This is a genomic window from Lonsdalea quercina subsp. quercina (assembly GCF_000688695.1).
In the GTDB taxonomy this organism is placed as follows: Bacteria; Pseudomonadota; Gammaproteobacteria; order Enterobacterales; family Enterobacteriaceae; genus Lonsdalea; species Lonsdalea quercina_D.
In genome coordinates this window covers 115,898-129,532 of sequence record NZ_JIBQ01000004.1, presented here as the reverse complement: position 1 = coordinate 129,532, position 13,635 = coordinate 115,898, and the positions used below count along the sequence as shown (strand labels likewise).

Here is a 13,635-nt window from a genome sequence, read left to right as displayed (position 1 = left end):
ACTGCACCGGCTCTGATAAAGGATATGACTATGCGTTATACCGGAGCTGAGCTGATCGTCCACATGCTGGAGCAGCAAGGCATCACGACCGTTACGGGCATTCCCGGCGGGGCCGCCCTGCCGTTGTACGATGCGTTGGGACAAAGCCGAACCATTCGCCACGTACTGGCGCGACACGAGCAGGGCGCGGGCTTCATCGCGCAGGGCATGGCGCGCGCCAGCGGCAAAGCGGCGGTCTGCATGGCCTCCAGCGGTCCCGGCGCCACCAACCTGCTGACCGCGATTGCGGACGCGAAACTCGACTCCATCCCGCTGGTCTGTATCACCGCACAGGTCTCCTCCAACATGATCGGCAGCGATGCATTTCAGGAAGTAGACACCTACGGCATTTCCATCCCCGTCACCAAACACAACTATCTGGTGCGTGACATCAACGAGCTGGCGCACGTCATGAACGAGGCATTCCGCATCGCGCAATCCGGCCGCCCCGGACCGGTGTGGATCGACGTGCCGAAAGATGTCCAAACCTCCACCATTGAGCTGGACGCCCTGCCTGCGCCCACGCCGAACGACGCGCCGGTCGCCGCCGAACCCCAGGCCCTCGAGAAAGCAGCCGCGATGATCAACGCCGCCAGCCGTCCCGTACTGTATCTTGGCGGCGGGATCGTCAGCGCCGGAGCGCACACGCAGGCGATCCAACTGGCGGAGTCCGCCGGTATTCCCACCACCATGACATTGATGGCGCTCGGCGCCATGCCTGCCGATCATCCCCTGTCGCTGGGGATGCTGGGGATGCACGGCGCACGATCCACCAACATGATCCTGCAACAATCCGATCTGTTGATCGTTCTGGGCGCGCGCTTTGACGATCGCGCAATTGGCAAAGCCGAACAGTTCTGCCCGAACGCCAGCATTATCCACATGGATATTGACGCCGCCGAACTGGGCAAAATCCGCCAGCCCCACGTAGCGCTGCATGCCGATGTCGCCAAGGGGCTGACGCAGTTACTGCCGTTGATCGAGCCGCAGACGCGCGCCGAGTGGCGCCGTCAGGTAAGTGCGCTGCAGCAGGAATTCCCTGCCAATCTGCAGCAGGACGATCCGCTGAGCCACTACGGTCTGATCCATGCCGTGGCCGAATCGCTGGACGACAGCGCCATTATTTCGACCGATGTCGGTCAGCATCAGATGTGGGTGGCCCAGTCATATCCGCTGCGTCGCACGCGTCAATGGCTGACCTCTGGCGGTTTAGGGACGATGGGCTTCGGCGTGCCGGCCGCCATCGGCGCCGCGCTGGCGGAACCGGATCGCACGGTGGTGTGCTTCTCCGGCGACGGCAGCCTGATGATGAATATTCAGGAGCTGGCGACGCTGGCTGAACAGCGCCTCAACGTCAAAATCGTGCTGATGAACAATCAGGCGCTGGGGATGGTCCACCAGCAGCAGGAGCTGTTCTATCAGCAGCGTTACGTGGCGTCCGACTACAGCTATCAGGCCAATTTCCTGGCAATTGCCGCCGGGTTCGGACTGGCGACCTGTGACTTAAATGCGGAGGAAGATCCGCAAGCGGCCCTGCGCAACATCCTGAACCAGCCGGGACCGGCGCTGATTCATGCGCTGATCGATGTGAACGAAAAAGTTTATCCGATGGTGCCGCCAGGCGCCGCCAACATTGAGATGATTGGAGATTAACCCTATGCAGACCGCATCCTCTTCAACCCAGGTCACGCTTGAGCTATCCGTACGCAACCATCCCGGCGTCATGTCTCATGTCTGCGGGCTGTTCGCCCGCCGGGCGTTCAACGTGGAAGGTATTATGTGTATGCCGCTGCCAGGCGGTGAACAAAGCCGCATCTGGCTGCTGGTGAACGACGACGACCGTCTGGCGCAGATGATCAGTCAGGTGGAAAAACTGGAAGATGTGCTGCAGGTGCGTCGCCATGGCGACGACACCCGCATTTTCGAGCAGGTGGCGGAATTTTATCGCTAATTAGCCGCGAAAGATTTGCAGCAACAGGTGCAGGTAGACCGACATCAGCGGGTGCCGCCACAGCAGCACCAGGCTGATCACCGCGGCTATCATCGCTATCGGCGCCAGCCAGCGTAAACGCGCTGGCGTCAGCCACCCTTCCGACGGCGCACGACGAGCACGCCATGCGCGCCACAGCAGCCATCCGGCACTCCAGCTCAGCACCGCGGCAATCAGCAACAGCCAGCGGAAGCTGCCGCTGTCCGCCGCGTGGGGAATATCAATCGCCACCCCCGCCAGAATGCCCGGCATCAGATACACCGGCGGCCAGGTAAGGCAGCCGATGATGTTCGGGACCAAAAATCGTTTCGGAGGCAGTTCCAGCATCCCCGCAACCATCGGGATCAGCGGCCGTGTCGGGCCGATAAAGCGCCCGACCAGAATGGTCGCGAGATGATGCTGATGGAGCATTTTTTCGATGCGGTAAAGATAGGCGCTGTGCTTCTGTACGAACGACCAGCCGTGTAGCCGATCCTTGAAGCGCCAGCCGATGTAATAGGAAATCCAATCCCCCAGCAGGCAGCCGATAATGCCTACCCCCCAGGCCGGATACAGTCCCACGTGTCCGCTGCCGATCAACGTGCCCAGCGACGCCATCATCAAGGTGCCCGGTAGCAGCAGCCCCACCAACGCCAGCGACTCAAGAAAAGCCACCAGCAAAACGGCCAGCAGTGAATAGGCCAACGATTGAGTAACCAAGTGCTCAAGCCAGGCTTGCATAAATCCCTACTTATCTGCGCTAAAAATCAGGACTTCGGGATAATAGCAGAAAACCGCCGGACGGCAGCCCCTCGCTCGCCGCTGGCCCGTAGGCTTGCTGGATGAACCCATCGTGCAGGCCACGGACGCAAGAGGCCCCCCCTAAGACGGAGGATGACGGCGNCGGCAACTCCCCCCAAGCCTCAACCGCCGAGATACATCGCCTTTACCTCCGGATTGGCCAGAATCGCCTGCGCGGGCCCTTGCAGCACAATTTTGCCGTTCTCCAGCACGTAGGCCCGATCGGCGATTTTCAACGCCGCCGTCGCGTTCTGCTCGACCAGCAGGATCGTGATCTTCTCCTCACGCAGCTGGCGGATGATGTTGAACAGCTCGCCCACCACCTTCGGCGCCAGTCCCAGGCTGGGCTCATCCAGCATCAACAAGGCCGGTTCGCTCATCAGCGCGCGGGCGATCGCCAGCATCTGCTGCTCGCCNCCGCTCATGGTGCCCGCCAGCTGCGCGCGCCGCTCTTTCAGGCGAGGGAACATGGCATACATCTTGTCGCGCAGATAGCTGAATCTGACCGGGTTGTTGTACGCCCCCATCCGTAAGTTTTCTTCGATGGTCAGGTTGGTGAACACCTTGCGCCCTTCCGGCACCAGCGCCAGCCCCTGACGAACAATCTGGTGCGTTTGTCGGTGGGAGATATCCTCGTTGAGAAAATTGACCACGCCCGTCGACTTCACCAGATTGATGATGCCGTTCAGCGTCGACGTTTTCCCGGCCCCGTTACTGCCGATTAACGTCACGATCTCGCTGTTGTTGACCTCAATGTCGATCCCCTTCAGCCCCTGAATCAGGCCGTAAAAAACCCGTAGATCGGTCGCTTTAAGCATAATCGATGTCCCCCAGATACGCGGCGATGACGTCAGGATGATTGATGGCCTCATTCGGCGTGCCGCTGAACAGCGCTTTGCCGTAATCCAGCACCATCACCCGCTCGCACAGGGAGTTCACAAACGACATATCATGTTCGATCAACAGCACCGTCAGTCCGAAGTCCTTCCGCATCTTAAAAATAAGCTGCGCCAGTTCGGCCGTCTCGCGTGGGTTCATCCCTGCCGCGGGCTCGTCCAGCAACAACAGTTTGGGCGATGTCGCCAGCGCCCGCGCAATCTCCACCTTACGCTGATTGCCGTAACTCAGATTGGTCGCCAGCGAATGCGCGTGTTCGGCGATGCCGATGTACTCGAGCAGCTGCATCGCTTTTTCCCGCGCGCGTTTTTCCGCCGTGAAGAAGCGCCCGCAGCGCAAAGCGGCTTCAAGGAAGGAGTAATGAATAAAACGATCGAGTCCGATCAATACATTGTCGAGCACCGTCATGGACGGAAACAGCCGGATATTTTGGAACGTTCTGGCGATCCCCCGGTTAACCACCTGATTCGGTTTCAGCCCGGTCAGCGCCTGAGACTCCAGCTCCACCGTGCCGCCGGTCGGCTTGTAGTTGGCCGTAATCACGTTAAACAGCGTGGTTTTTCCGGCGCCGTTCGGCCCGATCAAACCGAAGATCTCCGCGGGCGCTATCTGAAAACTGACGCCGTCGATAGCGCGCAGCCCACCAAACTGCATGGTGACGTCCGCCACGCGAAGTAATGTCTCATTTGCCATTCTGGCGCCTCCTGCGTATTTCCCAGATTTCCTGTTTGCCCAGCAGCCCTTCGCGCGCGAACAGCATGATGATCAACAGCACCAGCGAGAACACCACCATCCGCAGGCCGGGGTGCGCGCCCAAATCCTGGCCGAATAGCGTCAATGGCTGGTCGAGGAAGCGCAGCCACTCGCCGCTGCCCACCACGATGATCGTCCCCAGGATCGCGCCGGTGGTGCTGCCCAATCCGCCCAGCACGATGATGATCAGCAGCTGGAACGTCAGCATAAAGTCGAACAGATCCGGCGAGATGATGGTCAGCAGGGAGGCTAACAGGCCGCCGCCGATGCCTTCGAAAAAGGCGCTGGTCGCAAACGCGCAGGTTTTAATGCGGAAGGTGTTGATCCCCATGGCGATTGCGGCGTCCTCATCATCGCGCACCGCCTTCATCGCCCGCCCGTATTTGGAATACACCAGTTGCAGGACGAACAGTACGGCGATCAACGCGATAAACCCGCACCAGTACAAAATGTGTTCCGCCTGCGGGATCTCATTCAGTCCGATAGCGCCGTTGGTGATCTGCGGGTTGTTGATCGCCAGGATCTTGATAATGAAGCCGAATCCCAGAGTGACGATCGCCAAATAGTCGCCGCGTACGCGAAAGACCGGGAACGACAGACAGACGGCGACCACCGCCGCGCAGATACCACTGATGATCAGCGCGGGCAGGAACGTGGTGTGCAAAGCCAGAATGAAGGGGCTGGGCGACGCCATTTCGAACATCTCTGTTTTGTTGTCTGCGGTCAGCAGTAATAGCGCCGTGACATACGCGCCGATGGCGACGAAGCCGTTCGGCTCCAGCGACAGCTGACCGGTGACCCCATTGATCAGGTTGTAGCTGACCGCCAGGATCATAAAGATAAAGATGTTGCAGATAATCCGAAGTACATAATCATCGAACGCGCTCTGCAGGGTAAATAGCCCTAAAAAAGCCAGTGCGAACAGAACGATATAGCACAACAGCAGCGAAGAGGAGGTCTGCGGCATTCTCATCAGAAGCGGCTCCTTTCCAGTCGTTCATCACCCATGATGCCCACCGGTCTGAACAGCAGCACCAAAATTAAAAACAGGAAGGCGAAAGCATCTTTGTACCCCCCAAGCTCAGGAAATACGGCGACCGCCACCACTTCGGTGAAGCCCAGGATAAAGCCGCCGATGACCGCCCCGGTCACGCTGCCGATCCCGCCCAGCACCGCCGCGGCGAAGGCTTTTAGGCCGATCAAGACCCCCATCAGAGGATCGATGGTTGGGTAACTGATGGCATAGAACACGCCGCCCAGCGAGGCCAGCGCGCTCCCCAGCGCAAACACCAGCGAAATGATGTGGTTAGCATCAATGCCCATCAGGCGAACGGTATTGACGTCGAACGCCACCGCGCGGATCGCCATCCCCTGTCGGGTGCGGTAGAGAATGAACAGAATGATCGCCAGCAGCACCAGCGTGATCAGCGGCACCATCCACGCCACCTGGGTAATCACGATTTGACCGAGCGTCATCGTCTGATTGAAAAACGGCGGCGATTCGAAGAAACGCGGGCTGCCGCCGAACACAACGTTAAAGAGGTTCTCCAGAAAGAAGCTGACGCCGATGGCGGTGATCAGCATGGAGATTTTGGACGCCTGCCGCAGGGGGCGATAGGCGATGCGATCGATAGCAACCCCAAGCAAAGCCGAGACCAGTACCGAAAACAAAATAGCTGCCCCGAAAGGCAGCCCGAAGGAGGTAAAGCTGATCAGCGCCACAAAGGCGCCGACCATCATGATATCCGCATGGGCGAAGTTAATCAGCCGTAGTACGCCATACACCATGGTGTAACCAATCGCGATCAGCGCATACATACTGCCAAGGCTCATGCCATTGACCACCTGCTGTAAAAAAACGGCAAAATCCATTGTGCGCTCCTTACTACTTCCCGCCGATTAAGGATTGACCACCGTTTTAAACGCCAGCTGTCCGTTCTTGACTTCGTTGATGACCGCAGGACGAATGGCGTCGCCGCCTTTCAGGGTCAACGTCCCTGTAATACCGGTAAAGTTGGTGGTTGCGCGCAGGTTCTTGTTCACGCAAACGCGATCGTGCGGATCGCTGCACTTATTCATGGCGGCGACGATCATTTTGTAAGCATCCGCCGTCATTGCGCCCCAGGTGTGAGTCGGCTCATTATATTTGGCGGTCCAGGCCTGAATGAATTTCTCGCCGTCCGGCGTCTGCTCTTTTGCATTCGGCGAGTAGTAGTCGGTGGTCATGTAGCCTTCCACCGCGTCCTGACCGAGTTTGAAGAAGATCGGATCGGCCGCCAGACCGTCGCCGCCCACGACCGGCACTTTCAGCCCCAATTGCTTGGCCTGTACGGCAATCAGCGCGCCCTCGGTGTAGTAAATCGGCATGTAAATCATATCGACGTTGTGGGATTTAACGGTGGAGAGCTGCGCTTTGAAATCCTTGCTGCCGCCGGGGGCCTGCACTTCCACCGCGATGGTGCCGCCGTTTTTCACAAACTGATTGCGAAAGGCGCGCGCCAGACCGACCGAGTAGTCGTTGCTGCTGTCAAACATGATGGCCGCTTTCTTGGCTTTCAAATCGCGGCTGGCCAGGTTCGCGCCTACCACGCCCTGGAAGCTGTCGGAGAAGCACACCCGGCTGACGTACTCGCGGTTGCGCGTCACGCGGTCATTGGTCGCCGTGGGAGAAATCAGCGGCGTTTTGGTGTCTTCCGCCATCTTGGTCATCGCCAGCGTATTGGTCGAGGTCACCTCGCCGATCACCGCATCCACCTTGTCGCTGGAAACCAGACGCTGCATGGCGTTGGCGGCTTCAACCTTGTCGCTCTTGTCGTCGATGATGATCAGCTTGACGGTATCGCCATTGGCTAATTTCGGCTCCATGCCGTTAATCAGCGTCACCCCTTTCTGTGACGGCTGGCCATAACCGCTCAACGCGCCGCTCAAGGGCAGTACAACACCGATTTTCACTTCGTCCGCCATGACATTCGCGGCCGCCAGCGCTGAGGACACACAGACCGCCGCTATCGTTGTGTTGAAAACTCTTCTCTTCATGTTCCGCCTCGTCAATGAATAGTGGTTTACGTTCCCATCGTGAAATGAAGCTGTGTATAGGGCTATCGCCAGCAAAAATGCGCACGGGCATAACCCGCACCACAATGGGAAAATCAGCAATTACCATGCCAATTAGCCGGGGCGGATAAACGCGTTATTAATCAATTAATAAATCAGACATAACAGGAAGTGATTGCCTTAAATGCCCGCGATGGGCGTCTGTTGCACCATGAGCCCCCCGCGTTGCGTTCGTATGGTGCGGATTTTTCCGCGTCTTTCATAAGACAAATCAATCATTCGGACTTCGGACGCACCGCGATTGCAAGCGCTGCCTCACCAGGTGGCAGGCGAAAAAGGCTGGACAACCACTGTATAGATAACCACACTTAATGACGTCTTTCTTCTTCATACGGCCTGAGGTTATGACTGCTTCCTCCCCGCGTCAGGGCTTTGTGCTCACCCGCCATTGGCAAGATACGCCGGCCGGCATACAGGTCGAGTTCTGGCTCGCCACCGACGACGGCCCGCAACAGGTGCGTCTTCCTCTGCAACAGGCCGTGGCTTTTGTTCCCGCCCGCCATGAAGCGGAAGTCCGCGCCGCGCTGAACGGCGAGAAAAAGGCCGAGCTCCGCCCGCTGGGAATGAAAAGTTTTCACCACGAAGATCTGCTGGGCCTTTACTGCCCGCAATATCGCCAGTTGCAGCGTATCGAAAAACGGTTGCAGGAAGCCGGCGTCCCCATTTATGAAGCCGATATTCGCCCGCCTGAACGTTTTCTGATGGAGCGTTTCATTACCGCGCCGGTCTGGTTCGACGGCGACGCCGGACCGGAAGCGCGTATCCTCAACGCCAGAATGAAACCGGAGCCGCACTATCGTCCGCCGCTCAGCATGGTGTCGCTGGATATCGAAACCAACCGCCACGGCGAGCTGTACTGCATCGGCCTGGAAGGCTGCGGCCAGCGGCAGGTGTTTATGCTGGGTCCGCCCAACGGCGACCCGGCTGACGCGGGCGACCTCACGCTCGAGTATGTCTCCAGCCGGCCGCAGCTGCTGGAACAGCTTAATCACTGGATCCAGCAGTACGATCCTGACCTGATCGTCGGCTGGAATCTGGTCCAGTTCGACCTGCGCGTGCTGCAAAAGCACGCCGAACGTTACGGCATCCCGCTGCGTCTTGGGCGTCAGCAGGCGGAGCTGGAGTGGCGGGAACACGGCTACAAGCAGGGGCACTTTTTCGCCAGCGCCCCCGGCCGACTGATTGTCGACGGCATTGAAGCGCTCAAGTCCGCCACCTGGAACTTCGCCTCCTTTAGCCTGGAGTTCGTCTCGCAAACGCTGTTGGGAGAAGGGAAAGCGATGGATAACCCTTACCAGCGGATGGACGAGATCGACCGCCGCTTCGCCGAAGACAAACCGGCCCTCGCCCACTACAACCTGAAAGACTGCGAGCTGGTGACGCGCATCTTCGACAAGACCGAACTGCTGCCGTTTTTGCTGGAGCGCGCCAGCCTCACCGGTCTGGCGGCAGACCGCAGCGGCGGCTCTGTAGCGGCGTTTACCCACCTTTATTTCCCCCGGATGCACCGGGCGGGCTTCGTCGCCCCCAACCTTGGCGAAATACCGCCGGAAGCCAGCCCCGGCGGCTTCGTCATGAACTCCCGTCCGGGTTTATATGACTCCGTGTTGGTCCTGGATTATAAAAGCCTCTACCCCTCCATCATTCGCACCTTTCTGATCGACCCCGTCGGACTGACCGTCGGCATGCGGCACCCGGACGAACAACATTCGGTTGAGGGCTATCGCGGCGCGTGGTTTTCCCGCGAGCAGCACTGTCTGCCCGCGATTGTCGGCAGCATTTGGCAGGAGCGCGAGGCGGCGAAGCGCAGCGGCAACAAACCGCTGTCGCAGGCGCTGAAAATCATCATGAACGCCTTCTACGGCGTACTGGGCTCAAGCGGCTGCCGCTTCTTCGATCCGCGACTGGCCTCCTCCATCACCCTGCGCGGGCACGACATCATGCAGCAAACGCAGGCGCTGATTGAAGCCCGCGGCTATCAGGTCATTTACGGCGATACCGACTCGACGTTCGTCTGGCTCAATCACGCCCATAACGAGCAGGAAGCAGACGCCATCGGCCGGGAACTGGTGCAGTACGTGAACGCGTGGTGGCGCGAGCATCTGGCGCGGACCCAGGGGCTGGAGTGCGCCCTGGAACTTGAGTACGAAACCCATTATCAGCGCTTCCTGATGCCGACGATCCGCGGCGCGGAACAGGGCAGTAAAAAGCGCTACGCCGGGCTGACGTTGAACGCCGGCGGCGAGCCGCAGATGGTGTTTAAAGGGCTGGAGACCGTACGCAGCGACTGGACGCCGCTGGCGCAACGGTTTCAGCAGCAGCTCTACGCGCGCATTTTCCGGCGTGAGGCCTATCAGGAGTGGGTGCGCGACTATGTGCGCAAAACCCAGAACGGCGAGTGGGACGACCAGTTGGTCTACCGTAAGCGGCTGCGCCACAAGCTAAGTGAGTACCAGCGCAATGTCCCGCCGCAGGTGCGGGCCGCCAGAATGGCTGACGAATACAACCGTGAGCACGGGCGTCCACTCCAGTATCAAAACGGCGGCTGGATCAGCTACGTTATGACCGTCAACGGCCCAGAACCGCTGGAAACTCGCCATTCGCCGCTGGATTATCAACACTACGTCGAAAAACAGCTGCAGCCGGTGGCGGATGCGATTCTGCCTTTCCTGCAAGACGATTTCACGATGCTGGTCACCGGACAAATGGGGCTGTTTTGATCCACAGACGGCGGTTTGGCAGGTGACGAACGCGCGTCCATCCAGTACCATAACGCCCTTTCCGAATCCGGCGGTATTTTCGATAAGACCTTGCGCTGTCGTCAGCCCATGCATTTAGATTCGGGCCGCATCCGCGCAGGACGGCGCATAGCGTGGGTCTTTCAGACCATCGTCTTTGTATGCGCGAACGGCGCACACGTAGCGGGGCGGCATTCGCCTATCGCGCCGACAGGCCGTCAGCGCGCTCGCAAATGACGGCAGAACATCGCTAACTCACACATAACAACACGGGTCATGCCGACCAGGCGCCTGCCACACCACGACGGGCAATGCAGCATTTACGCCTTTTTCCCGGCAGGTTGGCCGACAATGACTGTCATTCAGACAATTTTCGACAACGACGAGTATCGAGCTAAGCACATATGCCTTTTACACTTGGTCAACGCTGGATCAGCGACACAGAAAGCGAATTGGGATTAGGAACAGTAGTGGCGGTTGATGCCAGAATGGTTACCCTGCTGTTCCCCGCCAGCGGCGAGAATCGCCTCTATTCACGCAATGATGCCCCCATCACCCGAGTCATGTTTAACCCGGGCGATACCGTCACCAGCCACGAAGGCTGGCAGATGCAGGTCGACGAGGTCAGCGACGAAAACGGTCTGCGCACTTATATCGGCCAGCGGCTTGACGATGAGACGCCCGCCCTGCTGCGAGAAGTCTTCCTCGACAGCAAGCTGACCTTCAACAAGCCGCAGGATCGCCTGTTCGCCGGCCAGCTCGACCGGATGGATCGCTTTGCGCTGCGCTATCGCGCCCGCCAGCACCTGCATGCTCAGGCCCAGCAGCCGTGGAGCGGTCTGCGCGGCATGCGCGCCAGCCTGATCCCTCACCAGCTCTATGTCGCGCACGAAGTCGGCCAGCGCCATGCGCCGCGCGTTCTGCTGGCGGACGAGGTCGGTCTCGGGAAAACCATCGAAGCCGGGATGATCATCCATCAACAGCTGCTGTCAGGCCGCGCCGAGCGTGTGTTGATCGTGGTGCCGGAAACCCTGCAGCACCAGTGGCTGGTGGAAATGCTGCGCCGCTTCAATCTGCTGTTCTCTCTGTTCGACGACGAACGCTACGCTGAAGCGTTGCTGGATAGCAGCAACCCGTTTGAAACCGAGCAGCTGATCATCTGTTCGCTGAGCTTTGTTCAGCGCAACCCGAAACGTTTTGAACAGCTGGCCAACGCCGACTGGGATCTGCTGGTGGTGGACGAAGCGCATCACTTGACGTGGAGCGAAGCCGAGCCCAGCCCGCAATATCAGGCTATCGAACGACTGGCGAGCGTCACCCCGGCGGTGCTGCTGTTGACCGCGACCCCAGAGCAACTGGGGCAGGAAAGCCACTTCGCCCGCCTGCGTCTGCTGGACCCGAATCGCTTCCACGACTACGCCGAATTTGTGGCCGAACAGCAACGCTATCAGCCGGTAGCCGATGCCGTGACGCAGTTATTGACCGGCGACGAGGCCAGCCCGGACGATCTCCAGGCGCTGACGTCGCTGCTGGGCGGACAGGACATCACCGGCCTGCTGAAGGGCGTCAACGCCGACGACGAGGACGCCGCTCGCACGGCGCGGGAAGAGCTGATCGCTATGCTGATGGACCGCCACGGCACCAGCCGCGTGCTGTTCCGCAACACCCGTCAGGGCGTGCAGGGCTTCCCGGAACGTCAGCTACAGACGATCCCGCTGCCGCTGCCTTCCCAGTATCAGACCGCGATCAAGGTGTCCGGCATCATGTCCGGCTCCAAGACCTCCGAGAAGCGTGCTCAGGATATGCTGTATCCAGAGCAAATCTATCAGCAGTTCGAAGATGAAAACGCCACCTGGTGGAGCTTCGACCCGCGAGTAGAGTGGCTACTCGACTACCTGACCAGCCATCGCGACGAGAAAGTGCTGGTGATCTGCGCCAAAGCCGCCTCCGCGCTACAGTTGGAACAGGCGCTGCGCACGCGTGAAGCCATCCGCGCCGCGGTATTCCACGAGGGTCTGTCGATTCTGGAACGCGACCGCGCCGCCGCCTACTTTGCCTCGGAAGAGGAAGGCGCTCAGGTGCTGATTTGTTCCGAGATCGGCTCCGAAGGCCGCAACTTCCAGTTCGCCAGCCATTTGGTGATGTTCGACCTGCCGTTCAACCCCGACCTGCTGGAGCAGCGCATCGGGCGTCTGGACCGCATCGGTCAGGAGAATGACATCCAGATTCTGGTGCCTTATCTGGAAAATACCGCGCAGGCGCTGCTGGTCCGCTGGTATCACGAAGGCCTGGACGCGTTCGAACATACCTGCCCGACCGGTCGTTCCATCTACGACAGCCACTACGATCGCCTGATCGGCCTGCTTGCCCATCCGGAAGAGCAAGACGGCGTCGACGACTTTATTCGTGAATGCCGCGCGCAGCACGATGCGCTGAAAGCCCAGTTGGAGCAGGGTCGCGACCGCCTGCTGGAAATGCACTCGAACGGCGGGGAACAGGCGAAAAAATTGTCTGCCGATATTGCCGCGCAGGACGATGATGTCACGCTGGTCAACTTCGCGCTTAACCTGTTCGATATCATCGGCATCCATCAGGAAGATCGCAGCGACAACCTGATCGTGCTGCGTCCGTCCGAACACATGCTGGTGCCGGACTTCCCCGGCCTGTCCCAGGACGGCTGTACGATCACCTTCGATCGCGAGCAGGCGTTGTCTCGCGAGGATGCGCAGTTCATCAGTTGGGAGCACCCGCTGATCCGCAACGGACTAGATCTGATCCTGTCCGGCGATACCGGCAGCTGCGCCGTATCGCTGCTGAAAAACAAAGCGCTCCCGGTCGGCACACTGCTAGCGGAGCTGGTGTATGTGGTAGAGGCGCAGGCGCCGAAAAAACTGCAGCTCACCCGCTTCCTGCCGCCGACGCCGGTACGTATTTTACTGGATCGCAAGGGGACCGATCTGGCCGCGCAGGTGGAGTTCGAGAGCTTCAACCGCCAGCTGGCCGCGGTCAACCGCCATACCGCCAGCAAACTGGTGAACGCTGTGCAGCCTGATGTGCATGACATGCTGCAAAAAGCGGAGCCGCTGGTCGCAGAACAAGCGCAGAAGGTGATTGCAACGGCCACACAGTTTGCCGACAAAGCGCTGCGGCACGAGCTGGAACGCCTCACGGCGCTCAAAGCGGTAAACCCGAACATCCGCGACGATGAGTTAAAGGCACTGGAAACACAGCGGGAACAGGTGCTGCTGAATCTCGAACAGGCAAACTGGCGTCTGGACGCCATCCGTCTGGTCGTGGTGTCTCATCAATAACAGCGGCACGATG

10 protein-coding genes are annotated in these 13,635 nt (G+C 59.5%); 4 read left to right on the top strand and 6 right to left on the bottom strand.

All coding sequences use genetic code 11. The features are described from left to right. The first annotated feature begins 30 nt into the window (after positions 1-30). The gene (ilvB, locus tag SB13_RS03890; RefSeq protein WP_026739091.1) at positions 31-1,692 is read left to right on the top strand and encodes an acetolactate synthase large subunit; all 1,662 of its coding nucleotides are present in this window, start codon (positions 31-33) and stop codon (positions 1,690-1,692) included. Between the two features lie 4 nt (positions 1,693-1,696). Continuing rightward, a complete protein-coding gene (gene ilvN, locus SB13_RS03885) occupies positions 1,697-1,990 on the top strand; it encodes an acetolactate synthase small subunit (protein ID WP_026739090.1) in 294 nt (97 codons plus the stop codon). Here ilvN and SB13_RS03880 read toward each other — a convergent pair whose 3' ends face one another. The 6 genes from SB13_RS03880 to SB13_RS03855 form a co-directional block, all read right to left on the bottom strand. Continuing rightward, complete coding sequence (locus SB13_RS03880; RefSeq protein ID WP_026739089.1) at positions 1,991-2,749, bottom strand: DedA family protein; 759 nt, start codon at positions 2,747-2,749, stop codon at positions 1,991-1,993. It abuts the gene before it with no gap. A 182-nt stretch (positions 2,750-2,931) separates the two neighbouring features. Continuing rightward, positions 2,932-3,627, bottom strand: coding sequence for an ABC transporter ATP-binding protein (locus SB13_RS03875; RefSeq protein WP_026739088.1), 696 nt, complete (start codon positions 3,625-3,627; stop codon positions 2,932-2,934). Further along, on the bottom strand, positions 3,620-4,399 hold the full coding sequence (locus SB13_RS03870; RefSeq protein WP_026739087.1) for an ABC transporter ATP-binding protein: 780 nt from the start codon (positions 4,397-4,399) through the stop codon (positions 3,620-3,622). The genes SB13_RS03875 and SB13_RS03870 overlap by 8 nt, the downstream gene beginning before the upstream one ends. Further along, a complete protein-coding gene (locus SB13_RS03865) occupies positions 4,389-5,432 on the bottom strand; it encodes a branched-chain amino acid ABC transporter permease (RefSeq protein ID WP_026739086.1) in 1,044 nt (347 codons plus the stop codon). The genes SB13_RS03870 and SB13_RS03865 overlap by 11 nt, the downstream gene beginning before the upstream one ends. Continuing rightward, entirely contained in the window at positions 5,432-6,331 is a 900-nt protein-coding gene (locus SB13_RS03860) for a branched-chain amino acid ABC transporter permease (RefSeq protein WP_026739085.1), read from the bottom strand. The genes SB13_RS03865 and SB13_RS03860 overlap by 1 nt, the downstream gene beginning before the upstream one ends. Before the next feature lie 27 nt (positions 6,332-6,358). After that, positions 6,359-7,423, bottom strand: coding sequence for an ABC transporter substrate-binding protein (locus tag SB13_RS03855; RefSeq protein ID WP_394296362.1), 1,065 nt, complete (start codon positions 7,421-7,423; stop codon positions 6,359-6,361). 494 nt (positions 7,424-7,917) lie between these two features. On the opposite strand from SB13_RS03855, the gene SB13_RS03850 reads away from it, so the two are divergent. Together SB13_RS03850 and rapA are read left to right on the top strand one after the other, a co-directional pair. Then, entirely contained in the window at positions 7,918-10,293 is a 2,376-nt protein-coding gene (locus SB13_RS03850; RefSeq protein WP_026739083.1) for a DNA polymerase II, read from the top strand. A 422-nt stretch (positions 10,294-10,715) separates the two neighbouring features. Beyond that, the gene (gene rapA, locus SB13_RS03845) at positions 10,716-13,622 is read left to right on the top strand and encodes an RNA polymerase-associated protein RapA (RefSeq protein WP_026739082.1); all 2,907 of its coding nucleotides are present in this window, start codon (positions 10,716-10,718) and stop codon (positions 13,620-13,622) included. Positions 13,623-13,635 lie beyond the last annotated feature (13 nt).